Origin of the sequence: uncultured Enterovirga sp. (assembly GCF_964242715.1) — a bacterium.
In the GTDB taxonomy this organism is placed as follows: domain Bacteria; phylum Pseudomonadota; class Alphaproteobacteria; order Rhizobiales; family Beijerinckiaceae; genus Enterovirga.
This window is the reverse complement of the sequence record NZ_CAXTAZ010000064.1, coordinates 1-25795: the sequence shown is the minus strand read 5'-3', so window position 1 is coordinate 25795 and position 25795 is coordinate 1. Positions and strand designations below refer to the sequence as shown.

Sequence of the window (25795 nt, the reverse complement as noted above, 5' to 3'; positions counted from 1 at the left end):
CCTACTCGATCGGCTACATGCACGAGGATCCGCACCGGCCGCGGTTCTTCGCCTATCTGTCGCTGTTCACCTTCGCGATGCTGATGCTGGTGACGGCCGACAACCTCGTCCAGATGTTCTTCGGCTGGGAGGGCGTCGGCCTCGCGAGCTACCTGCTGATCGGCTTCTGGTACGAGAAGCCCTCGGCGAATGCGGCGGCCATGAAGGCCTTCATCGTCAACCGGGTCGGGGATTTCGGCTTCGCGCTCGGCATTTTCCTCGTCTTCGTCCTGTTCGGCTCGACGGTTTATGACGAGATCTTCCCGCGCGTCGGGGAGCTGAAGGACGCGACCTTCCTGTTCCTCGGCTATCAGTGGAACGCGCTGACGCTTGCCTGCCTCCTCCTCTTCATGGGCGCGATGGGCAAGTCGGCGCAGTTCCTGCTCCATACTTGGCTGCCGGATGCGATGGAGGGCCCAACCCCGGTCTCTGCGCTGATCCACGCCGCCACCATGGTGACGGCCGGCGTGTTCATGGTGGCGCGGCTCTCGCCCCTGTTCGACGCCGCCCCGAACGCGCTCGTCGTCGTCACCATCATCGGGGCCATCACGGCCTTCTTCGCCGCGACCGTCGGCCTCGTGCAGAACGACATCAAGCGCGTCATCGCCTATTCGACCTGCTCGCAGCTCGGCTACATGTTCGTGGCGATGGGCGTCGGGGCCTATGGGGCGGGCATGTTCCACCTCTTCACCCATGCCTTCTTCAAGGCGCTCCTGTTCCTCGGCGCCGGCTCGGTGATCCACGCGATGCATCACGAGCAGGACATGCGGAATATGGGCGCGCTCCGCCGCCGCATCCCGTTCACGGCCGCCATGATGACGATCGGCACGCTCGCCCTGATCGGCTTCCCATTCACGGCCGGCTATTATTCCAAGGACGCCATCATCGAGGCGGCCTTCATGTCGGATCGGCCGGGCCACGCGATCGCCTTCATCGCGACCGTGGTCGCCGCCTTCATGACCTCGTTCTATTCCTGGCGCCTCTTTTTCATGACCTTCGAGGGCCCGGCGCGCTGGGACGGTGCAGCGCAGGCGTCCGCGCACGGGACGCACGGCGCCGCCCATGGAGCGGACGGCGCACCGGGTCACCACGAGGGCGTCGCGCACGACAACCAGGGACACGACGTCGAGCCGGTCTCGCATTCGGACCTCGAGCATGCTCACGGCCATCATGCGGTCGAGCCGCACGAGAGCCCGCTCGTGATGCTGGTCCCGCTCGGGATGCTGGCAGCCGGCGCGCTGCTTGCCGGAATCGCCTTCAGCGGCCGATTCATCGGCCATGACGCCGAGAGCTTCTGGAAGGACTCGCTCGCGCACGGCCAGTACAAGATCTTCGAGGAGATGCACCACGTTCCGTTCTGGGTGGCCTGGTCGCCCTTCCTGATGCTGACGCTCGGCTTCGTGCTCGCCTTCTGGATGTATATCCGGCGGCCCGGCTCGGCCGGACGGCTCGCGGCCCAGCAGCCGATCCTGTACCGGTTCCTGCTCAACAAGTGGTATTTCGACGAGATCTACGATGTCGTCTTCGTGCGCGGCGCGAAACGGCTCGGCCGGTTCCTCTGGAAGCGCGGGGACGGCACGGTGATCGACGGGCTCGGGCCGGACGGCGTGTCCGCCCGCGTGTTCGACGTGACGCGCGGCGTCGTCCGGCTGCAGACGGGCTATCTCTACCACTACGCCTTCGTGATGCTGATCGGGGTCGCGGCGATCATCTCCTGGTATCTCGTGGTCGGCGGGGGAGCGCGCTGATGTTCTCCCTCGGCATCCTGGCGGGCCTCATCATCGTGCCGCTCGTCGGCGCGGCCTTCATCCTGACCCTCGGGGGCGAGGACCGGGACGTACGCTCGAACGCGCGCTCGGCCGCGCTCGCGACGACCGTCGTGACCTTCCTCCTGTCACTCTGGGCCTGGTCCCGCTTCGACCCGTCCTCGGCGGCGTTTCAGCTCACCGAGAGCCATGTCTGGCTCGCCCAGGCCATTCGCTTCAAGCTCACCGTGGACGGCTTCGCGATGCCGTTCATCCTTCTCACCACCTTCCTGATGCCGTTCTGCATCCTGGCCTCGTGGGATGTCATCGATAGGCGGGTGAAGGCCTATTACGTCTGTTTCCTCGTTCTCGAGGCGACGATGATCGGCGTCTTCGCGGCCGGCGACCTCGTCCTCTTCTACCTGTTCTTCGAGGCCGGCCTGATCCCGATGTTCCTGATCATCGGGATCTGGGGTGGCAAGCGGCGGATCTACGCGTCATTCAAGTTCTTTCTCTACACGCTGCTCGGCTCGGTGCTGATGCTGCTCGCGATCATCGCGATGTACTGGCATGCCGGCACGACCGACATCCAGGCGCTGCTCGCCCACCGCTTCCCGGCCTCCATGCAGACCTGGCTGTGGCTCGCCTTCTTCGCCTCGCTCGCGGTGAAGATGCCGATGTGGCCGGTCCATACCTGGCTGCCGGACGCGCATGTCGAGGCACCGACCGCGGGCTCGGTGATCCTGGCCGGCATCCTCCTCAAGATGGGCGGCTACGGCTTCATCCGGGTGTCGCTGCCGATGTTCCCGGATGCGTCGCAATATTTCGCGCCGCTGGTCTTCGCCCTCTCGGTCGTCGCGATCATCTTCACGTCGCTGATCGCCCTGATGCAGACCGACATCAAGAAGTTGATCGCCTATTCGTCGGTCGCCCATATGGGCTTCGTGACCCTCGGCCTCTTCACCCTCAACGAGCAGGGCATCCAGGGTGCCCTGTTCCTGATGATCTCCCACGGCATCGTGGCCGCCGCGCTCTTCCTCTGCGTCGGCGTCGTCTACGACCGCATGCATACCCGCGAGATCGCGGCCTATGGCGGCCTCGTGAACCGGATGCCGCTCTACGCCGTCGCGCTCCTCATCTTCACCATGGCGAATGTCGGGTTGCCCGGGACGTCGGGCTTCGTCGGCGAGTTCCTGACCATGATGGGCGCCTTCCGGTCGAACCCCTGGGTCGGCTTCTTCTCCGCTTTCGGCGTTATCCTCTCGGCCGCCTATGCGCTTTGGCTCTATGCCCGCGTCGTCTACGGCAAGCTCGAGAAGCCGTCGCTGCGGGACATCGCCGACCTCAACCGGCGCGAGATCCTGACGCTCGCGCCGCTCGTGCTCCTCGTCATCTATTACGGCGTCGCGCCCGGCTCGATCCTCGACACCTTCGCGCCCCCGACCGAGACGCTTCTGAAAAGCGTCGAATCCGCCATGGCGACCGTGAAGACCGCGGCTGCATCCGGCCTTCGTTGACGGTGCATCGATGAACATGTCCTTCATGGCGTCCGGCTACTGGCCGGCCTTGCCCGAGATCATTCTGGCGCTGGGCGCGCTCACGCTCACGCTCGTCGGGGCGTTCCGCGGCGAGCGCTCGACCGTGATGGTCGGCACCGGCGCCTTCATCGTGCTGCTGCTCGCGCTGGCAGCCGTCGGGATCACGCCTCGCACCCGCATCACGACCTTCGGCGGCTCCTTCATCTCCGACGAGTTCGCCCGCTACATGAAGGCGCTGGTGCTGCTCGGCGCGGCCGCCACGATCGCCCTCTCGTCGGACTTCATGGAGCGCCAGCGCTTCGCCAAGTTCGAATACCCGATCCTCATCCTGCTCTCGACGACGGGTTCGCTGATGATGATCTCGGCGAACGACCTGATCGCGCTCTATCTCGGGCTCGAGCTGCAGAGCCTCGCGGCCTACGTGATCGCGGCCATCCACCGCGACAATGTCCGCTCGTCGGAAGCCGGGCTGAAATATTTCGTCCTGGGTGCGCTCTCGTCCGGGATGCTGCTCTACGGTGCGTCCCTCGTCTACGGCTTCACCGGCACGGTCTCGCTCCCTGGGATCGCCGCCTCGATGCAGGGCCAGACCCCGATCGGGCTCATTCTCGGCCTCGTCTTCCTGGCCGCCGGCATCGCCTTCAAGCTCGCGGCGGCGCCCTTCCACATGTGGACGCCGGACGTCTACGAGGGCGCACCGACGCCCGTGACGGCCTTCCTGGCGACGGCCCAGAAGGTCGCCGCCATCGCGCTCGCGGTCCGGGTCTTCATCGGCGGCTTCCCGTCGATCGTCGAGAGCTGGCAGCAGATCATCATCTTCATCTCGATCCTGTCGATGGTGATCGGCTCCTTCGCGGCGATCGGGCAGACGAACATCAAGCGGCTGATGGCCTATTCGTCCATCGGCAATGTCGGCTACGCGCTGATCGGGCTCGCGGCGGGCACGCCCGAGGGCATCCAGGGCATCATCGTCTACATGGCGATCTATCTCGCGATGACGCTCGGCTGCTTCGCGGTGATCCTCGGCATGCGGCGCGGCGACACCTATGTCGAGACGATCGAGGACCTGTCGGGCGCGGCGCAGACGCATCCCTGGCGGTCCTTCTGCCTCGCCATAATGCTGTTCTCGCTCGCCGGCATCCCGCCGCTCGCCGGCTTCTTCGCCAAGTTCTACGTCTTCTCGGCCGCGATCCAGGCGGGCCTTTTCACGCTGGCCGTGATCGGCGTGGTGACGAGCGTCGTAGGCGCTTTCTACTACATTCGCGTCGTCAAGATCATGTATTTCGACGAGCCGCGGGCGAAGTTCGAGCGCCTCCCCGACGGGCCTCAGGCGGTGCTGATCGCCTGCAGCGTCGTCGTGGCCTTGTTCTGGATCATCCCGGCTCCCCTCGTTGCCTCGGCCAAGAGCGCGGCCGAGTCGCTTTTCAACTGAGGATGGCGTTCGCCCTCTCGGACCGGGCACAGGCGGCGGGCTACCGGCTCGCCGCATTCCGCACGATCGGCTCGACGAGCCAGGAAGCGGTCGGCCGGGCGAGAGACGGCGACCCTGGCCCCTTGTGGGTCGTGGCCGAGCATCAGAGTGCGGGGCAGGGGCGTCGCGGGAGCGCCTGGCATACGCCGCGGGGCAATCTCGCTGCGAGCCTTCTCCTCACGACGGACCTGTCACCCGCGACGCTAGCCACACTCGGCTTCGCCGCAGGCGTGGCTCTCGCGAAGGCGCTGGACGCTTGCGCCCGCGAGGACATGGCATCCTTCAAAGCACGCACGCCGTTTCGGTTGAAATGGCCGAACGACGTCCTGGTGGACGGCGCCAAGCTCGCCGGCATCCTGCTCGGGACCGAGGAGCTCGGCGGCGGGCGCCGCGCCGTGGTACTCGGGATCGGCGTCAACGTCGCGGCCGCGCCGGAGGGGCTTCCCTATCCGGCGACCTCGCTGCACGCGCTGGGCTGCGCGACGGATGCCGAGCGGCTGTTCACCGCCCTGAGTGCATCGTGGCTCGAGGTCGAGGGCGTCTGGGATGGCGGCCGAGGCTTTGCGGAGATCCGCGAAGCCTGGCTCGCGCGGGCAGCCGGGCTCGGCGGCGCCGTTGCGGTGCGGACGGGCGGTGACGCGAGACGCGGCACTTTCGAGACGATCGACGGGCAGGGCCAACTCGTCCTGCGGTCGCCGGACGGCGCGATCCATCGCGTCAGCGCTGGCGAAGTACATTTTGGGGCGGCCGCAAGCGCGACGCCGGAGGCACGCGTTTGAGCGACCAGGACGAATGGGTTTTCCTGCCTTTGGGCGGGCTCGGCGAAATCGGCATGAACGCCGCGCTTTACGGCTTCGGGCCGGAGCGGCGGCGAAAGTGGATCCTTGTCGATTGCGGGATGGGGTTTGCCGGCGAGGAGCATATGCCGGGCGTCGATCTGATGTACCCGGACCTGTCTTTCATCGAGAAGCGCAAGGACGACCTTCTCGGCATCCTGATCACGCACGCGCATGAAGACCATATCGGAGCGCTGGTGGAATCGTGGCCGAAGCTTCGCGCCCCGGTCTATGCCACGCCCTTCGCCGCTGCCCTGATCGAGGCCCGAAAGCTCTCCGAGCCGGGCGCTCCGAAGATCGTCATGCACGAGGTGACGCCGGGCCGCCGCTTCAAGCTCGGCCCGTTCGAGATCGATTACGTGCCGGTTTCGCATTCGATCCCTGAATCGAACGCGCTCGCGATCCGCACCTCCCTCGGCCTCGTCGTCCATACGGGCGACTGGAAGATCGATCCCTCGCCCTATCTCGGCGGCGTCACCTCCGAGGAGACATTCCGGGCACTCGGCGACGAGGGCATCCTGGCGCTCGTCTGCGATTCCACGAACGTCGTGCGCGACGGCGTGAGCCCGAGCGAGAGCGAGGTCGCGGCGACGCTGGCCCGCATCATCGCCGAATCCCCGAATCGGGTCGCCGTGACGACCTTTGCCTCGAACGTCGCCCGGATCCGGGCCGTCGGGGAAGCCGCCAAGGCCTGCGGCCGCGAGGTCGTCGTCGTCGGACGCGCCATGGACCGCGTCATCTCGGTCGCGACCGAGCTCGACTATCTGCGCGGCCTGCCGGAATTCAGCCCGCCCCAGGCCTATGGCTATCTCCAGCGCGACAAGGTCGTCGCGCTCCTCACCGGCTCGCAGGGAGAGCCGCGCGCGGCGCTCGCCCGGATCGCGGACGACCAGCATCCCGACATCGCGCTCTCGGCCGGGGATAGGGTGATCTTCTCGTCGCGCACCATCCCGGGCAACGAGAATTCCGTGAACACGATCATCAACACGCTCGTTCGGCGCGGGATCGACGTCGTCACCGACCGGCACGATCTCGTTCACGTCTCCGGCCACCCTCGCCGAGGCGAGATGCAGCGGATGTATGAATGGACACGGCCCCGTATCGCGATCCCGGCCCATGGCGAGGATTTGCATCTCGCCGAACATGCGACCTTCGCTCGTGCCCAGGGTGTTCCCGAGGTGGTTCGCGCCCGCAACGGCACGCTCGTGCGCCTCGCGCCGGGCCGGGCCGAGATCGTCGACCACCTGAAGGCGGGCCGCCTCTACCGGGATGGTGACATCGTCGTCCCGGCTAACGATCGCGGCATCCCGGAGCGTCAAAAGCTCGCCTTTGCCGGCATCGTCTCGGTCGCCATCGCGATCGATTCCAAGGGCGAATTCGTCGGTGATCCGGCGGTCGAGCAGATGGGCCTGCCGAGCCTGACCCGGAAGGGCGAGTCGATCGCGGACATCATCGACGATGCGATCGACGAGGTCCTGCGCACGCTGCCCAGGGGGAAGCGCCGCGATTCGGAGGCGGTCGAACAGGCGGTCTCGAAGGGCATCAAGGGCGCGCTCCGGAGGGTCTGGGGCAAGAAGCCCGCCTGCCATGTCATGGTGCTCGAGGTATGATGGCGAGGTAGGCATCCTTCGCTCGTAGGATGGAGGTCGCAGAGCCCTGCGACTGAGGCGGTCGTGCATGAGAGAGCGTTGACGACATGATCGGCCGTCTGAACCACGTCGCCATTGCGGTCCCCGATCTTGCGGCGGCGTCGCGCATCTATCGCGACATCTTGGGCGCCCGGGTAACCGAGCCGCTGCCGCAGCCGGAGCATGGCGTCACGGTCGTCTTCGTCGAGCTTCCGAACACCAAGATCGAGTTCCTCGAGCCGCTGGGCGCGGATTCCCCGATCCGGGCCTTCCTCGAACGGAGCCCGGGCGGCGGGATCCACCACCTCTGCTACGAGGTCGACGACATCCGGGCGGCGCGCGACCGCCTCGTCTCCGAGGGTGCGCGTGTGCTCGGCTCGGCCGAGCCCCGGACCGGCGCCCATGGCAAGCCGGTCCTCTTCCTTCACCCGAAGGACTTCCTCGGTACGCTCGTCGAGCTCGAACAGGCATGAGACCGTGACCTCCGTCGTCGGACTGCTCTCCCGTTCGCTCTGGACAACGTTCGGCGCCGTCGCGCTGATCGGCGTCGCCGCGATCCTCGGGGGTCTTGCCTTCGACCTGTCGGTCGTGGGCGCGATCGGCCTCTATTTCGTCACCTGGTGGATTCTGCTCTTCGCGATCCTGCCGGTGGGGATGCAGACCCAGGCCGATATGGGAGAGATCACGGAAGGGACTGAGCCGGGCGCGCCCGCGTCGCCGGCCCTACGGGAGCGGGCCATCTGGACCTCGCTCGTCTCGGCCCTCGTCTTCGTGGGCTTGGCCGCTTTCCTGCCGCTCGCAGGCCTCTAGCCAACAAAAAAGCAAGGCCAAAGCCTTGCTGTTTCGCCTTTCGGCAGATCAATGAATGCCTCGGCATTAGGTGCCGCCGCAGTTGCGGACTGAGGCTGTAAGTCCCTCCCGAGACCTGGACCCGGCGCATGTCTCGCTTTGGCTGCGCTCTGGAAACCGTCTATGGTAGAGCGTTCTCCCTGTCACGCTTTTTTCGCGGCCTCAGACTATTGTCGATAGATTCGGCGCCCGAGATCGTTCCTCTCCATGGGCAGAGGCCGGCTTGGCTTGCCTTTTCGAGGCGAATGGCCCGATAGCCATGTCGCGCGAATAGCGGTCGAGAGCCGCGCGGCACGCCCGAATCCTCTTCTGACAGAAACATGCGCCTTACCCGGACATTCATCCCGATCCTGCGCGAGGCGCCGCGCGAAGCGGAGATCGTCTCACACAAGCTGATGCTGCGCGCCGGCATGATCCGCCAGCAGGCGGCCGGGATCTACTCGTGGCTACCTCTCGGTCTCCGGGTGCTGCGGCGAATCGAACAGATCGTGCGCGAGGAGCAGGATCGGTCCGGGGCCGTCGAGATCCTGATGCCGACGATCCAGTCCGCCGATCTCTGGCGCGAGAGCGGCCGCTACGAGGCCTATGGCAAGGAGATGCTGCGCATCACCGACCGGCACGAGCGCGAGATGCTGTTCGGGCCCACGAACGAGGAGATGGTGACGGACATCGTCCGCGCCCACGTGAAATCGTATCGCGACCTGCCGCTCAACCTCTACCACATCCAGTGGAAGTTTCGGGACGAGGTGAGGCCGCGCTTCGGCGTGATGCGAGGGCGCGAATTCCTGATGAAGGACGCCTATTCCTTCGACCTCGACGAGGCCGGCGCCCGTACCGCCTACAATCGTATGTTCGTGGCCTATCTTCGCACCTTCGCCCGGTTGGGCCTGAAGGCGATCCCGATGCGGGCAGATACCGGGCCGATCGGTGGCGACCTCAGCCACGAATTCATCATCCTGGCGGCGACCGGCGAGAGCGAAGTCTTCTGCCACCGCGACTACCTCGCCTTCGACACGCCGCCGGCCGATGTCGATTTCGGCGACCCGGCCGCGCTGCAGGCGCTTGTCGACCGCTGGACGTCGCTCTACGCCGCAACGTCCGAGATGCATGACGCGCCTACCTTCGAGGCCGTGGCCGAGACCGATCGCGTCTCCGCCCGGGGGATCGAAGTCGGCCATATTTTCTACTTCGGCACAAAATACTCCGCACCGATGGGCGCCCGGGTGGCTGGCCCCGGGGGCGAGATGCACGACCTGCATATGGGATCCTACGGCATCGGCCCGAGCCGGCTCGTCGCCGCGATCGTCGAGGCGTCGCATGACGAGGCCGGCATCGTCTGGCCGGATTCGGTCGCGCCCTACGACGTCGCGCTCCTCAATCTCCGGACCGGCGACGCGGCGACCGATGCCGCCTGCGAGCAAATCGAACGGGAGTTCGGCGCGGCTGGGCTCTCGGTCCTCTATGACGACCGTGACGAGCGCCCGGGCGGAAAGTTCGCGACCGCCGACCTCATCGGCATACCCTGGCAGGTGGTGGTCGGGCCGAAGAGCCTGGCCGAAGGCAAGGTGGAGCTGAAGCGGCGAGCGACAGGGGAGCGGGAAAGCGTGGCGCTGTCGGACGTCGTCGTGCGGCTATGTTCCTGACGGAGAGAGCGATGCAGCCTCTCTCGACGCCTCCTTTCAGCGTCTACGAACGGCTGGTCGCCGGGTTCTCTGTCGTAGGGGTCGTGCTGGCCGTCGTGACGATCCTGATCGTGCACTCCGTCATGAACGGCTTCAGGGAGGAATTGCTGGCGAAGGTGACGGACGACAACGGGCATGTCTTTGCCGAGGCGCTCCGTTTCGAGGATCAGATCCACCTGGCGATTCTTGTTCTGCTTGTCACGGTCGCGACGTTGAGCCTGATCGCCGGACTGATCATGTTGAGGGCGAGGGAAAGCGGTCGATCCTCATGACGGTCTCCGTGAACCGATCGACGATGCCGTTCGCTCCCTTCGAGTGGATGCTGGCCGGCCGGTATCTCCGCACCCGCCGGCGCGAAGGTTTCGTCTCGGTCATCGCGCTGTTCTCCTTCCTCGGCATCATGCTCGGGGTCGCGACCCTCATCATCGTGCTGTCGGTGATGAACGGGTTCCGGCGCGAGCTCCTCGACAAGATCGTCGGCATCAACGGCCACATCTTCGTTTCCGCGATCGAGCGGCCGCTGACCGATTACGCCGAGGTCGCGGATCGGCTGTCCAAGGTCTATGGCATCCGGCGCGCGATCCCGCTCGTCGAGGGCCAGGCCTTCGCCTCGTCGCAGAACGGCGGTTCCGGCGTGCTGGTCAGGGGCGTGCGGGGCGAGGATATCGGCCGTATCTCGGCCATCGCCGACAATCTGAAACAGGGCACGATCGAGGGATTCGAGAAGTCGGGCGGAGTCGCAGTCGGCCGTCGCGTGGCCGAGGGCCTCGGCCTCCAGGCGGGCGATACGATCACGCTGATCTCGCCGCGGGGGGCGCAGACGCCGTTCGGCATGACCCCTCGGATCAAGAGCTACCCGATCACGGCCATCTTTGAGATCGGGATGTCCGAGTTCGACGCGACCTTCGTCTACATGCCGATGGCGGAAGCCCAGTCCTTCTTCAACAAGGACGGCGACGTCACCGTCATCGAGATCTTCCTCGACGACGCCGACAAGGTCGACGATGCCCGCTCGGCGCTGGAACAGGCGGCCGAGCGCCCGATCGTGATGAGCGACTGGCGCCAGCGCAATCGAACCTTCTTCTCGGCGCTGGAGGTCGAGCGGAACGTCATGTTCCTGATCCTGACGCTGATCGTGCTGGTCGCCGCCCTGAACATCGTCTCCGGCCTGATCATGCTGGTGAAGGACAAATCGTCCGACATCGCGATCCTTCGCACCATGGGGGCGACGCGCGGGGCGATCATGCGGATCTTCCTCGTCACAGGGGCCTCCATCGGGGTCGTCGGCACGCTCGCCGGCTTCGCCCTCGGCCTCGCCTTCTCGCTGAACGTCGAATCGATCCGGCAACTTTTGGCTCGGATCACCGGCGCGAACCTCTTCCCGGCGGAGCTCTACTTCCTGTCCCGCCTCCCGGCCGAGGTGAACGGTTCGGAGGTCGCCACGGTCGTCACACTCGCGATGGTGCTCTCGCTCCTCGCGACGCTGTATCCGTCCTGGAAGGCGGCGCGGCTCGATCCCGTCCAAGCCCTGCGCTACGGCTAGCCCGCATGGAAGGGGACAAAGAAGGGTCGGCCGAGCCGGCCTTGCGGCTCGCCGCGGTGGAGCGCCGCTACCGGCAGGGCGACGGACATCTCGAAATCCTGCGCGGGACCGACCTCGCGATCTATCCGGGCGAGATGGTCGCGCTCGTGGCGCCGTCCGGCACGGGCAAGTCGACGCTCCTGCACGTGGCCGGCCTCCTCGAGCGCCCGGACGGCGGCGAGGTCTTCCTCGGTGGCCGGCCGACCTCGTCGATGAACGATGCCGGCCGGACCCGGATGCGGCGCGAAGAGATCGGCTTCGTCTACCAGTTCCACTACCTCCTGCCGGAATTCTCGGCCGCCGAGAACGTCGTCATGCCGCAGATGATCAAGGGCCTCGCTCGCGGCGAGGCGATGCGGCGCGCGGGCGAACTCCTGACCTTCCTCGGTCTCGGCCAGCGCCTGGCCCATCGTCCGGGCGAACTCTCGGGCGGCGAGCAGCAGCGCGTCGCGATCGCCCGCGCGGTCGCGAACGCCCCGCGGCTGCTGCTGGCCGACGAGCCGACCGGCAATCTCGATCCGAAGACCGCCGGCCACGTCTTCTCGACCCTGATCTCGCTCGTCCGAGCCTCGGGCCTCGCCGCCCTGATCGCGACGCACAATCTCGACCTCGCCGGCCGGATGGACCGGCGTCTGACGCTCGAGGGCGGCATGGTGGTTGAGCTCGACTGACACATCGAACCTCGGAACGTCGGCGGCAGCCCGGTCCCGCGTCAGGCCGGGCGCCAGGCCAGCGGATGGCCCGTCAGCGCCCGGTCCACGGTCACGAGTTGCAAGCCCTCGACCGCGCATTGGGCCAGGAGCATGCGGTCGAACGGGTCCTTGGTGGGCGGCTCTGGCTCTACCGATGCAATCGCATGCCGAGCATCGACAGTCAGGACGGCGACCCCCAACGAGACGACGTACGACACGAACGCGTCCAGGCTCATGCCGAGATCGAGCTTTCCAAGCCGCACCTTGATAGCGATCTCCCAGAGGCTTGCCGCGCTCACGTAGCGCGCACCCTCATCCTGAGAAAGACCTGCGGCGATCCGGGGTTGGGTCGAAGTCAGCGTCTTTTGAGCCATCGCCAGGACGATGTGCGAGTCGAGCAGCAGCTCCATCTCAGGGCAAGGGACGAAGCAAAAAATCCTCGGGCAGCGGATCGTCGAAGTCCGGAGCGATGTACGGGACCGGATCCTTGATCCCGTGCTCGTCGAGCCAGCGCTGGCCGGCCTCGTAATCGATTCCGCCTTTCGGCTTGTGCGGCACGAGATCGAGGATCGGCTTGCCGTTCCGAGTAATCGTCACCGACTCACCGGCCTCGACCCGCCGGGCAAGAGCCGTGAGATGCGCCTTGGCATCCTTGATGGAAACCTGTGCCATGATTGAAGGATGGCCACCGGTGGCCACGCAGTCAAGATAACGCCGCAGCATGGCCCGTCGGGTTCCACATGCACAGGCGGAGGGCGCCGTTCGGTGGACAGCGCCGGGTCGAGGGCGGAAGCTGGGCGGATCCTGAATCGGTCCGGGCCGTCGTCATCCATGAGCCGCATCCTGCAAGACGTCGGCTTCGTGCATCTGCACGTACATTCCTCGTACTCGCTTCTCGAAGGGGCGATGAAGATTTCGGATCTGGCCGATCTCGCCAAGGCCGACAAGCAGCCGGCGCTGGCGCTCACCGACACCAATAACCTCTTCGGGGCGCTCGAGTTTTCCGAAAAACTCGCCGGCAAGGGCATCCAGCCGATCGCCGGGATCCAGCTCTCGGTCGCCTTCGAGAAGCTCGAGCCGAACGCCCGGATCATGGCGCCGCGCTGGTCCGACATCGTCCTCCTTGCGGCGAGCGAGGAAGGCTACGTCAACCTGATGCGGCTCGCGAGCCGCGCCTATTTCGATGTGCCCCTCGGGGAGGCGCCCCGGATCGAGGCGGCAATCCTCCAGGATCATGCCCTCGGCGTGATCGCGCTCACCGGCGGCCGGTCGGGCCCGCTCGACGCCGCCTTCCGCGACGGCGGCCGTGGGGAACTGGCCGAGCGCCGGCTCGCCCTTCTCGAAGCCGCGTTTGGCGACCGCCTCTATGTCGAGGTGCAGCGCCACGGAACGGACGGGGGTCGGGCGATCGAGGCGGAGCTCGTCGCCCTCGCCGACAGGCGCGGCCTGCCGATCGTCGCGACGAACGAGCCCTTTTACGCTCGCGGCGACGATTTCGAGTCGCATGACGCGCTCCTCGCCATCGCGGAGGGCCGGCTCGTTTCGGACGACGATCGCCGCCGTGTCTCGCCCGAGCATCGCTTCAAGACCCGTGCCGAGATGGTCAAGCTCTTCAGCGACCTGCCGGATGCGCTCGGCGCCTCGGTCGAGATCGCGATGCGCTGCGCGTTTCGGGTCAGGACCCGCAAGCCCATCCTGCCGAGCTTCGGCACGGGACGGACCGGCGGCGCGATCGACGAGGCGGCCGAACTCCAGCGCCAGGCCGAGGAGGGGCTCGAGGCCCGGCTCGCCGCCCACGGCCCGGCGCCCGGGCTCGACGTCGAAACCTATCGCGAGCGCCTGGCCTTCGAGATCGGCGTCATCACCCGGATGAAGTTCCCGGGCTATTTCCTGATCGTCGCCGATTTCATCAAATGGGCGAAGGACCACGACATCCCGGTCGGGCCGGGCCGCGGCTCGGGCGCGGGCTCGCTCGTCGCCTATGCGCTGACCATCACCGATCTCGATCCGCTCCGCTTCGGGCTCTTGTTCGAGCGCTTCCTCAATCCCGAGCGCATCTCGATGCCCGATTTCGACATCGACTTCTGCGTCGACGGCCGCGAGCGCGTCATCCGCTACGTCCAGGAGCGATACGGCGAGGAGCAGGTCGGGCAGATCATCACCTTCGGGACGCTGCTCGCCCGCGGCGTGCTGCGCGACGTCGGCCGCGTGCTCGAAATGCCCTACGGGCAGGTCGACAAGCTGACGAAGCTCGTGCCGCAGAACCCGGCGAACCCGGTCACCCTGCAGCAGGCGATCGAGGGCGAGCCGAAGCTCCAGGCCGCGGCCGCCGACGAGCCGGTCGTCGGGCGCCTGCTCGAGATCGCGAAGAAGCTCGAAGGCCTCCATCGCCACGCCTCGACCCACGCGGCCGGCGTCGTCATCGGCGACCGGCCGCTGCAGGAGCTCGTGCCGCTCTACCGCGACCCGAAGACCGGGATGCGGGTCACCCAGTTCAACATGAAATGGGTCGAGCCGGCGGGACTCGTGAAATTCGACTTCCTCGGGCTGAAGACGCTGACCGTGCTGAAGCGCGCGGTCGAGCTCGTCCGCGCGAAGGGGGGCGAGATCAATCTCGAAGCCCTGCCGCTCGATGACGCCAAGACCTTCGAGATGCTGGGCCGCGGCGAGACGGTCGGCGTGTTCCAGGTGGAATCGGGCGGGATGCGGAAAGCCCTCTGCGAGATGGAGGCCGACCGGTTCGAGGATCTGATCGCGCTCGTCGCGCTTTACCGGCCGGGCCCGATGGCCAACATCCCGGTCTATTGCGCCCGCAAGCTCGGCAAGGACCCGGACCCGGAATCGAGCTGGTACCCGCATCCGAAGCTCGCGCCGATCCTGCGCGAGACCTTCGGCATCATCGTCTACCAGGAGCAGGTGATGGAGGTGGCGAAGCTCCTCGCCGGTTATTCGCTCGGCCAGGCCGACCTTCTCCGCCGCGCCATGGGCAAGAAGATCAAGAAGGAGATGGACGACCAGCGCGCGATCTTCGTGCAGGGCTGCATGGAGCGGGAGATCGCCGAGGCGGACGCGAACACGATCTTCGACCTGCTCGCGAAATTCGCCGATTACGGCTTCAACAAGAGCCACGCGGCGGCCTATGCGCTGATTTCGTACCATACGGCCTATCTCAAGGCGAACCACCCGGTCGAATTCCTGGCGGCCTCGATGTCGATGGACCTCGACAACACCGACAAGCTCGGCGAATTCCGGCGCGAGGCGCAGAGGGTCGGGATCCCGGTCGAGCCTCCTTCCATCAACCGGTCGGGGATCGTCTTCGAGGTCGAGCCCGACATGTCGGGGCAGGGGGCGATCCGCTATGCCCTCGCGGCCATCAAAGGTGTTGGTCGATCCGCGGTCGAAGCATTGGTTGCGGCGCGAGGCGCCCGGCGCTTCACGAACCTCACCGATCTCGCCCAGCGGATCAGCCCTCGGCTCCTCAACAAGCGCACGATCGAGAGCCTGATCGCCGCCGGCGCGCTGGACGAGATCGAGCCCGACCGTGCCCGCGCCACCGCCGGGATCGACGGCATGCTGGCGCTCGCGCAGCGCTCGCTCGAGGTCGAGGCCGGAGGCGCGCTCGACATGTTCGGCGGCCTCGGCGACGCCGCCGTCGAACTCCGCATCCCACCCTACCAGCCCTGGCCGGCGGCCGACCGGCTGCGGCGGGAATACGAGGCGGTCGGGTTCTTCCTGTCCGGCCACCCGCTCGACGAATATGGCGAGCTTCTGCGGAAGCTCCGGGTGCAGAGCTGGGTCGAGTTCTGCCGCACGGCGCGCCTGCAGGGCGGCGCTGTTGGTCGCGTCGCGGCGAGCGTGCTCGACCGGCAGGAGCGCCGGACCCGGACGGGGTCGAAGATGGGCATCGTCAACTTGTCCGATCAAACCGGGCATTACGAGGCGATCGTCTTCTCGGAAGGGCTCGCGACTTATCGCGACCTGCTCGAGCCGGGCCGCGACGTCCTGCTCGTGCTCCAGGCCAGCGTCGAAGGCGACGAGGTCAAGGCCCGGATCCAGACAGCGGAGCCGCTGGAGGAGGCGCTCGGCAAGCACCGGAACGACATGCGCGTCTTCCTCCGCGACGCCCGGCCCCTGGTCAGCGTGCAGGAGCGGCTTCGCGCCCCGCGCGAGTTGGTGCGGGGCGGAGAGGGCGAGGTGTCGCTGGTCCTCCTCCTGGACGATGGAGCCCGGGAGGTCGAGGTCAAGCTCCCCGGCCGCTATCCGGCTTCGGCCCAGATCGCCGGGGCGCTGAGGGCGGTTCCCGGCGTGATCGACGTGCAGATGAGCTGACGGCCGTCTCGGCCGGGCTCGCCGCCGTCTGGCCTCGCCAGTCGAACTTCGCTCGGTCCCTCAGCTGTCCGTGAAGCGGACGACCTTTTCCTTGCAGATGTCGAGGTCGCTCGCCTGAGCCTCGCCGGAATTCTCGAACCCGGCCGCGACACTCACGGTGCAGCTCTTCAGGGCGGGCAGCCGCAGCGTCGTCTTTCCCTTCGGCTTCAAGGGCTTCGCGAGGCGGGCCGATTTGCCCTCGCCGCTCACCTCGAGCGAGATGAGCGCGTTCTGGCTGTCATTCTGCACCGACAGCGAACGGGCCGGGACCGGTCCGCGCGGCCTTGGCTTCGGGCGTGCCTTGCGTTCGGTCGGGGCAGCCGCGGGTGCTGCAGCCGCCGGAGGCGGCTCGGCTGTGGGCTCGCCGAAGAGCGAGCGCTGGGCCGAAGCCTCGCCCGCGAACGTGACCATCAGGAGCGCGCATCCCGCGCCCGCCATCGTCCGTATCGACATGTTGTCCCCCGTCTTCCTCATCGCGTCCGGCAACGCCGCATTCCGGCGGGCGTCGCCAAATTCCGCCTGCGCTGTCTAGCTTCAAGGCCCTCCGGCCACAACGTGGGCTCAGAAAACCTCGACCGGAAAATCGGGATTGGGGCTGCGAAGCCCTCGCCGCAAGGCGTCGGAGATCATCGGGATCACGTCCTCGGTGCGTTCCGCGACGAGGTAGCTCAGTTCGAGGCCGGGGCGGATGAAGCCGTGCTGGCGCATATGCGCGATGAGGACGAGAAGCGGCTTCCAGAACCCGTTCACGTCGAGCAGCAGGATCGGTTTCGCGTGGCGGCCCAGTTGCGACCAGGTCATCTGCTCCACGAGTTCCTCGAGCGTACCGATCCCGCCCGGCAAGGCGACGAAGGCGTCGGCACGTTCGAACATCAGCTGCTTGCGGGTGTGCATGTCGGGCACGACGACGAGTTCCTGGGCCTCGTCCAGCATGTGCTCCCGCCGCTTCAGGAAGTCCGGGATGATGCCGGTCACGTGGCCGCCATGGGCGAGCACCGACCGGGCGACAATGCCCATGAGGCCGACGTCGCCGCCACCATAGACGAGGTCGATGCCGCTCTGTCCCATGCGGCGGCCGAGATCCCGGGCGACCTCGGCGAAAACCGGCGTGTTTCCGGGGCTCGATCCGCAATAGACACAGATGCTGGAGAGCGTCCGGGAGTCGTCCTCGAGCCCGCGCGGACGCAGGAGGGCGTCCCCCGGGATAATCTCACGCATGTGGCGATCCTTGTTGTCCGGAGGCATTCCGCGTAAATCGCGGAGGGCGCTGGTTAAACAGCATGTTCGCATTCGAGTAGAAGCTGCATGAATTCGGCTCGGGCCAGCTTCACCATCCCCATTTTGGCGGTCATCCTCTTTGCCGCAACCCTCGGCTGGTTCGGTTACCGCTACCTGCGACCCTATCCCGCCCTTGTGCCGGCCCCGGCCGGGGCGCCTGCGGTTCCGGGCGCTCCGCCCGTTCGGTTCGACACACCTTCCGGCCAGGATCCCTCCCGTCAGGGCGAGCGCCCGTCCGCTCCGGTCTCGCCGCCACCGCCGCCAGCCGCCGGTGCCGCTTCCGGAGCAGCGCCCTCCGTCCTGCCCGCCGTCCCGTCACCGGCCTCCCCGAGGCCTGGAGACCCGCCGGCCGCACCCTCCGGGCCGGCGCCCGCTTCGCCCGGACGGAGCGGCCAGCCGGAGGCTTCTTCGGATCGATCCGCCGTCCCGAGCTTCGACGTCGTCAGGGTGGAACCGTCCGGGGAGAGCGTGATCGCCGGTCGTGCCGCCCCCGGAGCCGGAATCGTCCTCCTGGTCGACGGCCGGCCCTTCGCCAAAACCGTCGCGGACCCGGTTGGTCTCTTCGCCTTTGTGCCGCCGCCTATTCCCCCGGGCTCGCACGAGATCGTCCTCGAGGCTCCGGCGGCCGACGGCTCGCGAGTCCAGTCCACGCAGAGCGTGACGGTGGTGATCGCGGACAACCGGCGGGAGGCGCCGCTCGTGACCGTGACCAAGCCCGGCGAGCCGGTGGTCGTCCTGTCCCGGCCCGAGGAGACCGGCAGGATGGCCGGTGCCTCGCCCGCGATCCCTTTCCCCCCGGGCTCCGGCCCGTCCACCGCGGCTCAGCCCAGGCCGGTCGCAGCTGCTCCGCCAAGCTTCGCCGGAGGCATGGCCACGCCCGGCATGGCGATGGCTCCGGCCGGGACCCCCGCAGCTGAGGCCGCCGCAGCTGCCGGCCCCGCCCGGCCCACCGTCAAGATCGCGAGCGTCGAGTCGGAGGGATCTGGCCGGCTCTACGTGTCCGGGACAGCCAAGCCTGGGGCGACCGTCCGGCTCTATCTCAGCGAGAGCTTCGTGGCAGCCGGCGTGGCGGAAGCCGATGGCCGGGTCGCCTTCTCGATCGAGCGCGGAATTCGTCCCGGCGCGTATCGGGTCCGGCTGGACGAGGTCGACCCTGCATCGGGTGCGGTGGCGTCACGCGTGGAGGTCGCGTTCACGGCTCCTCCGGCGGCGGTTGCGTCGGCAGGTTCGCCGCCGGCCGGGACCGGGGCGGGCGCAATAGTGCCAGGAGCGGCCGGGCCGGGCGGGGCAGCGGCCGGCGGCCGCGCGGCGGGCCCGGCAGGACAGGGCTCCGCCACCCCTGCGGCAGCCATGCCCGGTTCAGTCCCTCCTGCCGGGTCCGCCGAGACCCCGGCCAACCCGGGAGCCTCCGCGCCGACCGCCGGCGCGGCCGGACCGGCGCCGGCCCTCCCGTCGGGCGCGCCAGGGGATGCGTCCAGCAGGCCGAATCCGGTCGTCGTGCCTCAGGTGAACACGACGGTGGTGTCGCGGGGCGACAGCTTGTGGGAGATCTCGCGCCGCGCCTATGGCGACGGTGTCCGGTACACGGTCATCTACGGTGCAAACGCGCTCCGCATCCGCGATCCGAACCTGATCTATCCGGGCCAGGTCTTCGTGCTCCCGGGATCCGGGACGGCGTCTGGCGCGCGGTAGCCCGGCCGCCCTGACGCCCGCCAAGGGTAGCCTCTTCCTCCGTCGAGCGGGCCGCTCCTCGCCGCACCCGATCGGCAGGTGCAAGTCGATGGGCGAGCCGCTATATCAGGCGAACATTCCGGACAGGATCTATGCTCGCCCCACCGTCACCTGTCGCCCTGCCGGCGACGGGCCCCGGCCTCGTCGGCACGCTTCTCAAGCTCTGGCCCTTTCTCTGGCCGGAGGGGCGACCCGACCTGCAACGCCGGGTCTACCTCGCCTTCGGGCTGCTGCTCGTGGCGAAGGCCGTCACGATGACGACGCCCTTCACGTTCAAATGGGCGACGGACGCGCTGGTGGCCGTCGCAGGCGGGCGCATGTCGCCCGCTTCGGTCGAGGCAGCGGCCCTTTGGGGTGGGCCCGTCCTTTTGACGATCGCCTATGGCCTGGCCCGGACGCTCCAGGCGCTTCTCACCCAGGTGCGCGACGGGCTGTTCGCGAGCGTGGCCATGCATGCCGTCCGGCGATTGGCGCAGCGCACCTTCGAGCACATGCACGCGCTGACGCTGCGCTTCCACCTCGAGCGCAAGACGGGCGGTCTTACCCGCGTGCTCGAGCGCGGCCGGGCCGGCATCGAGGAATTGTCGCGCCTCTTCATCCTGCAGCTGATCCCGACGATCGTGGAATTCGTCCTCGTCCTCGTGATCCTCGGCTACGAGTTCGACTGGACCTATTCCGCCGTGGTCGCGGCCATGGTGGCCGTCTATCTCGCCTACACCTACCGGGCGACCGAGTGGCGGATGGGCATCCGCCGGCAGATGAACGAGTCCGACACGGACGCGAATGTCCGGGCGGTCGATTCCCTCCTGAACTACGAGACCGTGAAATATTTCGGCGCGGAGGGGCGGGAGGCGGCCCGCTACGACCGCTCGATGGCGCGGTTCGAGCGCGCCTCGACGCAGACTTACACCTCGCTCGCCGTGCTGAATGCGGGGCAGGCCATCATCTTCTCGATCGGCATGACGATCGTGATGCTGATGGCGGTGCGCGACGTCGGGGCAGGCCGCGCCACGGTCGGCAGCTTCGTCCTCGTGAACGCGATGCTGATCCAGCTCTACATCCCGCTGAACTTCATGGGGATGATCTACCGCGAGATCAAACAGGCCCTGATCGACATCGACGACATGTTCCGGATCCTGGGCCGCGAGCCCGAGATCGCCGACCGGCCGGATGCCCCGCCGCTCGTCGTCACGGATGGCGAGGTCCGGTTCGAGGACGTGCATTTCGGCTACCTGCCCGAGCGCACCATCCTGAAGGGGATCAGCTTCGTCGTACCGGCCGGCCATACGGTCGCGATCGTCGGCCCGTCCGGGGCGGGGAAGTCGACGATCTCCCGGCTGCTCTTCCGCTTCTACGAGCCGACTGCCGGCCGGATCACGATCGACGGCCAGGACATCTCAGAGGTCCAGCAGGCGAGCCTGAGGGCGTCCCTCGGCATGGTCCCGCAGGACACGGTGCTGTTCAACGACACGGTCGGCTACAACATCCGCTACGGCCGTGCCGACGCGACCGAGGCGGAGGTGGACGAAGCCGCCCGCTTCGCCCAGATCGACCGGTTCATCGCACTCCTGCCGGAGGGGTACGACACGCCGGTCGGGGAACGAGGCCTCAAGCTCTCGGGCGGCGAGAAGCAACGCGTCGCGATCGCCCGCACGATCCTGAAGGCGCCGCCCATCCTTCTTCTCGACGAGGCGACCTCCGCCCTCGACAGTTTTACGGAGAAGGAAATCCAGGATGCGCTGGATCGCGTCTCCCGGGGCCGCACCTCGATCGTCATCGCCCACCGGCTCTCGACCGTGATCGGCGCCGACGAAATCATCGTCCTCGATGCCGGCCTCATCGTCGAGCGCGGGACCCATGACGGCCTGCTCTCCCAGAGCGGCGTCTATGCCGCCATGTGGGACCGGCAGCGCCGCGCCGACGAAGCGCGCGAGACGCTGGAACAGACGGCGGCGGCGGAGAGGCCGTCGCATCGGGTCGTGATGGCCCATTGACGCCAAGCCCGGCGCCCTGCGACCGGGTTGTGGACGACGCGGACCCGAAGACAAGGACCATTAAAGCGTATGACCGACATCTACGAATCCGTACGGCGGCTGTTCGTCCCGATCCGGCCGGAAGGCTATCCCTTCATCGCGATCGCGCTCGGGATCGGTATGGCGCTGTCGTTCCTCTGGGTTCCGCTCTTCTGGATCTTCGTCCTCGTCGCGCTCTGGGTCTGCTACTTCTTCCGCGATCCGCCGCGCGTGACGCCGATCCGCGACGGCCTCGTCGTGTCCCCAGCCGACGGCCGCGTCAGCATGATCACGACGATCCTGCCGCCCCCTGAGACCGGGCTCGCGCCGACGCCGCTCGTCCGGGTGTCGGTCTTCATGAATGTCTTCGACTGCCACGTGAACCGCTCGCCCGTGGCCGGCCGCATCGCCCGCATCGTCTACACGCCGGGCCTGTTCCTGAACGCCGAACTCGACAAGGCGAGCGAGGATAACGAGCGGAACGCCCTCGTGATCGAGAGCGGCGGCCACACCATCGGGGTCGTCCAGATCGCCGGGCTCGTCGCCCGCCGCATCGTCGGCTGGGTCACGGCGGGCGATCCGCTGGTTGCCGGGCAGCGTTTCGGACTGATCCGCTTCGGCTCCCGCGTCGACGTCTACCTGCCGCCCGATGCCCAGATCCTGGTCGGGATCGGGCAGAAGGCCATCGCCGGCGAAACCGTCCTGGCCGATCTCGCCCCGAGCGTCGCGCCTCGACAGTTCGTCAAAGCCTGAGCGGAGGGCGCTTGTGGCCGCCCTCCGGCCTGCCTAGGGTCGCCCCGCATGACCGACATCTTCCAGCCGTTCGCGCCCGATCCGCTGGAGAACCGGCGCCGGCGCTTCAAGCCGGTGCCGTTCCGGGTGATCGCGCCGAACCTGATCACGCTGCTCGCGCTCTGCCTAGGCCTGACCGCGATCCGGCTGGCCTATGAAGGCAAGCTCGAGCCCGCCGTCTACGCGATCGTCGTCGCGGCGGTGCTGGACGGGATCGACGGGCGGGTCGCACGCTTCCTGAAAGGGACGTCCCGCTTCGGGGCGGAACTCGATTCGCTCGCGGACTTCCTGAATTTCGGCGTCGCGCCCGCGCTGGTTCTGCACAGCTTCATCCTTCACGACGTGCGCGCGCTGGGGTGGGTGGTGGCGCTGATCCTCGCCATCGCGGCCGCGCTTCGCCTGGCCCGGTTCAATGCGGCTCTGGACGACCCCGACAAGCCCGAATGGAAGAAGGATTTCTTCGTTGGCATGCCGGCACCGGCCGGGGCGGGCACGGTGCTCCTGCCGATCTACCTCCACTTCCTCGGCGTCCCCGTCCAGACCGCCGCCCCGGTCGCGCTCGCCTATGTGCTCGCCATCGCGCTGATGATGGTTTCGGCGGTGCCGACCTTCTCGGGCAAGACCTGGGGAAAGCGCGTGCCACGCGACCGGGTGTTGCCCCTCTTCGTTCTGACGGTCGCCGTCTTCGGTCTCGTCGTGAGCTTCCCATTCGAGGCTCTGGCGATCGTGTCGATGCTGTATCTCTGCACCATTCCGTTCAGCGTTCGCCGCTATCGGCAGCTGAAAAGGGAGGCTGCCGCAACTCCGATGTCGCCGGCGCCGAACGTTCCGGTCGCGGACGAAGCCTCGGGCGTCAGGGACGCGTGAGCCGGGTTTCGCGTCGGCGACGCGCGCCCTGTGCCGCAACGGGAACCGGTATGGGACGCCGGTTCGGACCGAGCGCAGCGAGGAAATCTTCCGCGATGCCGGTGACGACGTCGGAGACCTTCCGCCACGTGGCGCGTGCGGTTCGCTCGATGCTCCGGTCCGGCATAGGGGTGACCTCTTCGGCACGCGATCCCGTCCGCATGCCCTCTCCAAGACTCGAGGCGTCGGTTGTGTTCCGCCCGTCACGCGAGCGTGAAGCCCGGCATCCATGGAAACCGGGTGCGAATCCTTACAGGTGCCGGACTTGACCCGGCCGCAACTGTTGCTCGCCTCGGCATCCCCACGCCGGCTCGACCTCCTCCGCCAGATCGGTCTCCAACCGGACCGCATCGTCGCGACCGACATCGACGAGACGCCGCTGCGGGCGGAAATCCCGCGCGACCATGCCCGACGGGTCGCACGTGCCAAGGCCGACGCCGCCGATACGGCCTTGGCTCGCAGCCCCGAGAACACCGACTGGGTTCTGGCCGCCGACACGGTGGTCGGCGTCGGCCGCCGGATCTTGCCGAAGACGGAGGACGAGGCGGAGGCACGGCGCTGCCTGCTTCTCCTGTCGGGACGGGCCCACCGGGTCACCACGGCGGTTTGCCTTGCGCTGCCGGGCGGCATGCGGCGCGAGCGCCTGGTCGAGACCCGGGTGCGCTTCAAGCGACTCGCGGCGGCCGAGGTCGATGCCTATCTTCGGTCGGGCGAGTGGCGGGGCAAGGCCGGCGGCTACGCCATCCAGGGCCGCGCCGCGGCTTTCGTCACCGGGCTCGTCGGTTCCTATTCGGCCGTGGTCGGCCTCCCTCTCTATGAAACCGCGACGCTGCTTGAAGGCGCCGGATATCCCGTCCGCATGAACTGGTCCGAGGAGGCATAAAGGGTGGCAACGCGAGCCGATTCAGCTCTTGGCACGACGGCGCCGGACACCTGCCCGGTCTGCGGCCTGCGCACCCTGGAGCGAGTGAAGCCCTTCTGTTCGGCGCGCTGCGCCGATGTCGATCTCGGTCGATGGCTGACGGGCGCCTACGCCATTCCGGTGCCGGACGACGAAGACGAGGACGATGAGGGTAGCTAGGGCGCCCGCATCCCTGGACAGCACGACCGGGCCTGATATAAGCGCCGCTCGCTCGGCCCTGCCGGCGTGCCCAGGTAGCTCAGTTGGTAGAGCATGCGACTGAAAATCGCAGTGTCGGTGGTTCGATTCCGCCCCTGGGCACCATCGCCCCCCGCCTCTCCGGTGTGACGCGCTTGGGCATCGCTGGTCCGGAGGGTCCTGTCCGTCTCTTGGCCGTGACATCGTGAGGGCCGACATGGCCGGCTTCTACCCGCAGGACGGGCTGCGTTCGCATCCCGACTACCTCCATCCGGATTATGCCTCGACCCGCAAGCGCGCGCCGTCGCAGCCGCTGGTCGTCATCCCGCACACGCTCTCGGAGCTGACCGGCCCGGTCTTCGGTCACACGCGGCTGCGGCCGGGAGACGACGATCTCACGCGCCAGCACGAGGCCGAGCCGCTCGGCGAACGCATCATCGTGGCCGGCCGCGTGCTCGACGAGGCGGGCCGGCCGGTGCCGCATACCCTGATCGAGATCTGGCAGGCCAATGCCGCTGGCCGCTACATCCACGTCGCCGACCGCCACCCGGCGCCGCTCGATCCGAACTTCTCCGGAGCCGGACGCGTCGTCACCGATGCGGAGGGCCGCTACCGCTTCACCACCGTGAAGCCTGGCGCCTATCCCTGGCGCAACCATTCGAATGCCTGGCGCCCGGCCCATATCCACCTGTCGCTCTTCGGGCCCTCCTTCCTGACCCGGCTCGTGACCCAGATGTATTTTCCCGGGGACCCTCTCTTTCCCTTCGACCCGATCTTCAACTCCATCCCGGACGAGGCGGCGCGCGAGAGGCTCGTCTCGCGTTTCGATCTCGAGACGACGGAGCCGGAATGGGCGCTCGGCTACCAGTTCGATGTCGTGCTCCGCGGCCGCGACGCGACACCGATGGAAGAGCCGCATGACGACTGACGCTCCGCCGCGCGGGCTCACTCCGTCGCAGACGGTCGGGCCCTTCTTCGCCTATGTGCTGACGCCGAAGGCCTACGGCTATCCGGAGATCGTCACCCACGACCTCGCCACTCCGGATGCCTTCGGCGACCGGATCCGCATCGAGGGCTATGTGATCGACGGCGACGGCGAGCCGATCGTCGACGCGATGCTGGAGATCTGGCAGCCGGACGGGCAGGGCCGTTTCGCCGGCTCCGGCGAGGAGGTCGGGCAGTCGAATTCGGCCTTCACCGGTTTCGGTCGAACCGAGGTCGATTCGAACGGCTTCTACGGCTTCATGACCGTGCGGCCGGGCGAGGTTTCGTGGGACGGCAAGCCTCAAGCGCCGCATGCGAATGTGAGCATCTTCGCGCGCGGTCTCCTCAAGCGGCTGTTCACCCGGATCTATTTCGAGGGCGAGGCCGCGAATGCCGACGATCCGGTCCTGGCGCTCGTGCCGGAGGCCCGGCGCGGCACCCTGATCGCGAAGCGGCGAGAGCGGGGAGGGGACATCGTCTACAGCTTCGACATCCGCCTTCAGGGCGAAGGCGAGACGGTGTTCTTCGAGGCCTGAACACCGCACAACAAGGGACAGGTCATG

General features: G+C 67.6%; 24 protein-coding genes and 1 tRNA gene. 21 read left to right on the top strand and 4 right to left on the bottom strand.

The genetic code is table 11. The features are described 5' to 3' along the window. The 11 genes from nuoL to ACFE87_RS22150 form a co-directional block, all read left to right on the top strand. The coding region (gene nuoL, locus ACFE87_RS22200) for an NADH-quinone oxidoreductase subunit L (protein ID WP_375461841.1) at nt 1-1787 on the top strand (1787 nt) is incomplete at its 5' end. Then, nucleotides 1787-3301, top strand: coding sequence for an NADH-quinone oxidoreductase subunit M (locus ACFE87_RS22195; RefSeq protein ID WP_375461840.1), 1515 nt, complete (start codon nt 1787-1789; stop codon nt 3299-3301). The genes nuoL and ACFE87_RS22195, both read left to right, overlap by 1 nt. Nucleotides 3302-3311: 10 nt before the next feature. Then, on the top strand, nt 3312-4754 hold the full coding sequence (nuoN, locus tag ACFE87_RS22190; RefSeq protein WP_375461839.1) for an NADH-quinone oxidoreductase subunit NuoN: 1443 nt from the start codon (nt 3312-3314) through the stop codon (nt 4752-4754). A gap of 2 nt (nt 4755-4756) precedes the next feature. Beyond that, the gene (locus tag ACFE87_RS22185; protein WP_375461838.1) at nt 4757-5572 is read left to right on the top strand and encodes a biotin--[acetyl-CoA-carboxylase] ligase; all 816 of its coding nucleotides are present in this window, start codon (nt 4757-4759) and stop codon (nt 5570-5572) included. A gap of 53 nt (nt 5573-5625) precedes the next feature. Then, nucleotides 5626-7239: a ribonuclease J gene (locus ACFE87_RS22180; protein ID WP_375461843.1), complete on the top strand. Its 1614-nt coding sequence runs from the start codon at nt 5626-5628 to the stop codon at nt 7237-7239. A gap of 86 nt (nt 7240-7325) precedes the next feature. Further along, nucleotides 7326-7730 (top strand): methylmalonyl-CoA epimerase, encoded by a 405-nt coding sequence (gene mce, locus ACFE87_RS22175; RefSeq protein WP_375461837.1) that lies wholly within the window; start codon nt 7326-7328, stop codon nt 7728-7730. Nucleotides 7731-7734: 4 nt separating this feature from the next. Further along, nucleotides 7735-8067 carry a DUF1467 family protein gene (locus ACFE87_RS22170; protein ID WP_375461836.1) on the top strand — a complete coding sequence of 111 codons (333 nt, stop codon included), beginning with the start codon at nt 7735-7737 and terminating at the stop codon, nt 8065-8067. Nucleotides 8068-8426: 359 nt separating this feature from the next. Continuing rightward, entirely contained in the window at nt 8427-9749 is a 1323-nt protein-coding gene (proS, locus tag ACFE87_RS22165; protein ID WP_375461835.1) for a proline--tRNA ligase, read from the top strand. Nucleotides 9750-9760: 11 nt separating this feature from the next. Beyond that, nucleotides 9761-10060 (top strand): hypothetical protein, encoded by a 300-nt coding sequence (locus ACFE87_RS22160; RefSeq protein WP_375461834.1) that lies wholly within the window; start codon nt 9761-9763, stop codon nt 10058-10060. Then, on the top strand, nt 10057-11331 hold the full coding sequence (locus ACFE87_RS22155) for a lipoprotein-releasing ABC transporter permease subunit (protein WP_375461833.1): 1275 nt from the start codon (nt 10057-10059) through the stop codon (nt 11329-11331). Before ACFE87_RS22160 ends, ACFE87_RS22155 begins: the two co-directional genes overlap by 4 nt. A gap of 5 nt (nt 11332-11336) precedes the next feature. Next, nucleotides 11337-12041, top strand: coding sequence for an ABC transporter ATP-binding protein (locus ACFE87_RS22150; RefSeq protein WP_375461832.1), 705 nt, complete (start codon nt 11337-11339; stop codon nt 12039-12041). A 41-nt stretch (nt 12042-12082) separates the two neighbouring features. Here the strand turns inward: ACFE87_RS22150 and ACFE87_RS22145 are convergent, their stop codons facing one another. After that, nucleotides 12083-12472 carry a type II toxin-antitoxin system VapC family toxin gene (locus tag ACFE87_RS22145; RefSeq protein WP_375461831.1) on the bottom strand — a complete coding sequence of 130 codons (390 nt, stop codon included), beginning with the start codon at nt 12470-12472 and terminating at the stop codon, nt 12083-12085. Nucleotide 12473: 1 nt separating this feature from the next. After that, nucleotides 12474-12734, bottom strand: coding sequence for a type II toxin-antitoxin system Phd/YefM family antitoxin (locus ACFE87_RS22140; protein ID WP_375461842.1), 261 nt, complete (start codon nt 12732-12734; stop codon nt 12474-12476). 159 nt (nt 12735-12893) lie between these two features. On the opposite strand from ACFE87_RS22140, the gene dnaE reads away from it, so the two are divergent. Beyond that, nucleotides 12894-16391 (top strand): DNA polymerase III subunit alpha, encoded by a 3498-nt coding sequence (gene dnaE / locus ACFE87_RS22135; protein ID WP_375461830.1) that lies wholly within the window; start codon nt 12894-12896, stop codon nt 16389-16391. Between the two features lie 60 nt (nt 16392-16451). On the opposite strand, the gene ACFE87_RS22130 is transcribed toward dnaE, so the two are convergent. Together ACFE87_RS22130 and ACFE87_RS22125 are read right to left on the bottom strand one after the other, a co-directional pair. Beyond that, nucleotides 16452-16883: a hypothetical protein gene (locus tag ACFE87_RS22130; protein WP_375461829.1), complete on the bottom strand. Its 432-nt coding sequence runs from the start codon at nt 16881-16883 to the stop codon at nt 16452-16454. A gap of 108 nt (nt 16884-16991) precedes the next feature. Then, nucleotides 16992-17648 carry a TIGR00730 family Rossman fold protein gene (locus ACFE87_RS22125; RefSeq protein WP_375461828.1) on the bottom strand — a complete coding sequence of 219 codons (657 nt, stop codon included), beginning with the start codon at nt 17646-17648 and terminating at the stop codon, nt 16992-16994. Nucleotides 17649-18176: 528 nt separating this feature from the next. On the opposite strand from ACFE87_RS22125, the gene ACFE87_RS22120 reads away from it, so the two are divergent. The 9 genes from ACFE87_RS22120 to pcaG all read left to right on the top strand — a co-directional run bounded on the left by ACFE87_RS22120 (nt 18177) and on the right by pcaG (nt 25768). Then, complete coding sequence (locus ACFE87_RS22120) at nt 18177-19400, top strand: LysM peptidoglycan-binding domain-containing protein (protein WP_375461827.1); 1224 nt, start codon at nt 18177-18179, stop codon at nt 19398-19400. 131 nt (nt 19401-19531) lie between these two features. Continuing rightward, on the top strand, nt 19532-21433 hold the full coding sequence (locus ACFE87_RS22115; protein ID WP_375461826.1) for an ABCB family ABC transporter ATP-binding protein/permease: 1902 nt from the start codon (nt 19532-19534) through the stop codon (nt 21431-21433). Between the two features lie 69 nt (nt 21434-21502). Further along, nucleotides 21503-22204: a phosphatidylserine decarboxylase gene (locus ACFE87_RS22110; protein ID WP_375461825.1), complete on the top strand. Its 702-nt coding sequence runs from the start codon at nt 21503-21505 to the stop codon at nt 22202-22204. A gap of 48 nt (nt 22205-22252) precedes the next feature. Then, nucleotides 22253-23110 carry a CDP-alcohol phosphatidyltransferase family protein gene (locus ACFE87_RS22105; protein ID WP_375461824.1) on the top strand — a complete coding sequence of 286 codons (858 nt, stop codon included), beginning with the start codon at nt 22253-22255 and terminating at the stop codon, nt 23108-23110. 268 nt (nt 23111-23378) lie between these two features. Continuing rightward, nucleotides 23379-24032 (top strand): Maf family nucleotide pyrophosphatase, encoded by a 654-nt coding sequence (locus tag ACFE87_RS22100; protein WP_375461823.1) that lies wholly within the window; start codon nt 23379-23381, stop codon nt 24030-24032. 3 nt (nt 24033-24035) lie between these two features. Further along, nucleotides 24036-24230 carry a DNA gyrase inhibitor YacG gene (locus ACFE87_RS22095; protein WP_375461822.1) on the top strand — a complete coding sequence of 65 codons (195 nt, stop codon included), beginning with the start codon at nt 24036-24038 and terminating at the stop codon, nt 24228-24230. Between the two features lie 68 nt (nt 24231-24298). Beyond that, nucleotides 24299-24374: transfer RNA gene (locus ACFE87_RS22090), tRNA-Phe, on the top strand. 91 nt (nt 24375-24465) lie between these two features. Next, a complete protein-coding gene (pcaH, locus tag ACFE87_RS22085; RefSeq protein ID WP_375461821.1) occupies nt 24466-25176 on the top strand; it encodes a protocatechuate 3,4-dioxygenase subunit beta in 711 nt (236 codons plus the stop codon). Then, the gene (gene pcaG / locus ACFE87_RS22080) at nt 25166-25768 is read left to right on the top strand and encodes a protocatechuate 3,4-dioxygenase subunit alpha (RefSeq protein WP_375461820.1); all 603 of its coding nucleotides are present in this window, start codon (nt 25166-25168) and stop codon (nt 25766-25768) included. Before pcaH ends, pcaG begins: the two co-directional genes overlap by 11 nt. Nucleotides 25769-25795 lie beyond the last annotated feature (27 nt).

What these genes read in the sequence shown, in the direction of transcription:
- ACFE87_RS22130 (WP_375461829.1), bottom strand. Translation starts at nt 16,883, where the DNA reads ATGTCGATACGGACGATGGCGGGCGCGGGATGCGCGCTCCTGATGGTC.
- ACFE87_RS22100 (WP_375461823.1), top strand. Translation starts at nt 23,379, where the DNA reads ATGGAAACCGGGTGCGAATCCTTACAGGTGCCGGACTTGACCCGGCCG.
- pcaH (WP_375461821.1), top strand. Translation starts at nt 24,466, where the DNA reads ATGGCCGGCTTCTACCCGCAGGACGGGCTGCGTTCGCATCCCGACTAC.
- dnaE (WP_375461830.1), top strand. Translation starts at nt 12,894, where the DNA reads ATGAGCCGCATCCTGCAAGACGTCGGCTTCGTGCATCTGCACGTACAT.
- ACFE87_RS22180 (WP_375461843.1), top strand. Translation starts at nt 5,626, where the DNA reads ATGAACGCCGCGCTTTACGGCTTCGGGCCGGAGCGGCGGCGAAAGTGG.
- ACFE87_RS22105 (WP_375461824.1), top strand. Translation starts at nt 22,253, where the DNA reads ATGACCGACATCTTCCAGCCGTTCGCGCCCGATCCGCTGGAGAACCGG.
- ACFE87_RS22110 (WP_375461825.1), top strand. Translation starts at nt 21,503, where the DNA reads ATGACCGACATCTACGAATCCGTACGGCGGCTGTTCGTCCCGATCCGG.
- ACFE87_RS22150 (WP_375461832.1), top strand. Translation starts at nt 11,337, where the DNA reads ATGGAAGGGGACAAAGAAGGGTCGGCCGAGCCGGCCTTGCGGCTCGCC.
- ACFE87_RS22155 (WP_375461833.1), top strand. Translation starts at nt 10,057, where the DNA reads ATGACGGTCTCCGTGAACCGATCGACGATGCCGTTCGCTCCCTTCGAG.
- ACFE87_RS22160 (WP_375461834.1), top strand. Translation starts at nt 9,761, where the DNA reads ATGCAGCCTCTCTCGACGCCTCCTTTCAGCGTCTACGAACGGCTGGTC.
- ACFE87_RS22115 (WP_375461826.1), top strand. Translation starts at nt 19,532, where the DNA reads ATGCTCGCCCCACCGTCACCTGTCGCCCTGCCGGCGACGGGCCCCGGC.
- ACFE87_RS22125 (WP_375461828.1), bottom strand. Translation starts at nt 17,648, where the DNA reads ATGCGTGAGATTATCCCGGGGGACGCCCTCCTGCGTCCGCGCGGGCTC.
- pcaG (WP_375461820.1), top strand. Translation starts at nt 25,166, where the DNA reads ATGACGACTGACGCTCCGCCGCGCGGGCTCACTCCGTCGCAGACGGTC.
- mce (WP_375461837.1), top strand. Translation starts at nt 7,326, where the DNA reads ATGATCGGCCGTCTGAACCACGTCGCCATTGCGGTCCCCGATCTTGCG.
- proS (WP_375461835.1), top strand. Translation starts at nt 8,427, where the DNA reads ATGCGCCTTACCCGGACATTCATCCCGATCCTGCGCGAGGCGCCGCGC.
- ACFE87_RS22195 (WP_375461840.1), top strand. Translation starts at nt 1,787, where the DNA reads ATGTTCTCCCTCGGCATCCTGGCGGGCCTCATCATCGTGCCGCTCGTC.
- nuoN (WP_375461839.1), top strand. Translation starts at nt 3,312, where the DNA reads ATGAACATGTCCTTCATGGCGTCCGGCTACTGGCCGGCCTTGCCCGAG.
- ACFE87_RS22185 (WP_375461838.1), top strand. Translation starts at nt 4,757, where the DNA reads ATGGCGTTCGCCCTCTCGGACCGGGCACAGGCGGCGGGCTACCGGCTC.
- ACFE87_RS22140 (WP_375461842.1), bottom strand. Translation starts at nt 12,734, where the DNA reads ATGGCACAGGTTTCCATCAAGGATGCCAAGGCGCATCTCACGGCTCTT.
- ACFE87_RS22145 (WP_375461831.1), bottom strand. Translation starts at nt 12,472, where the DNA reads ATGGAGCTGCTGCTCGACTCGCACATCGTCCTGGCGATGGCTCAAAAG.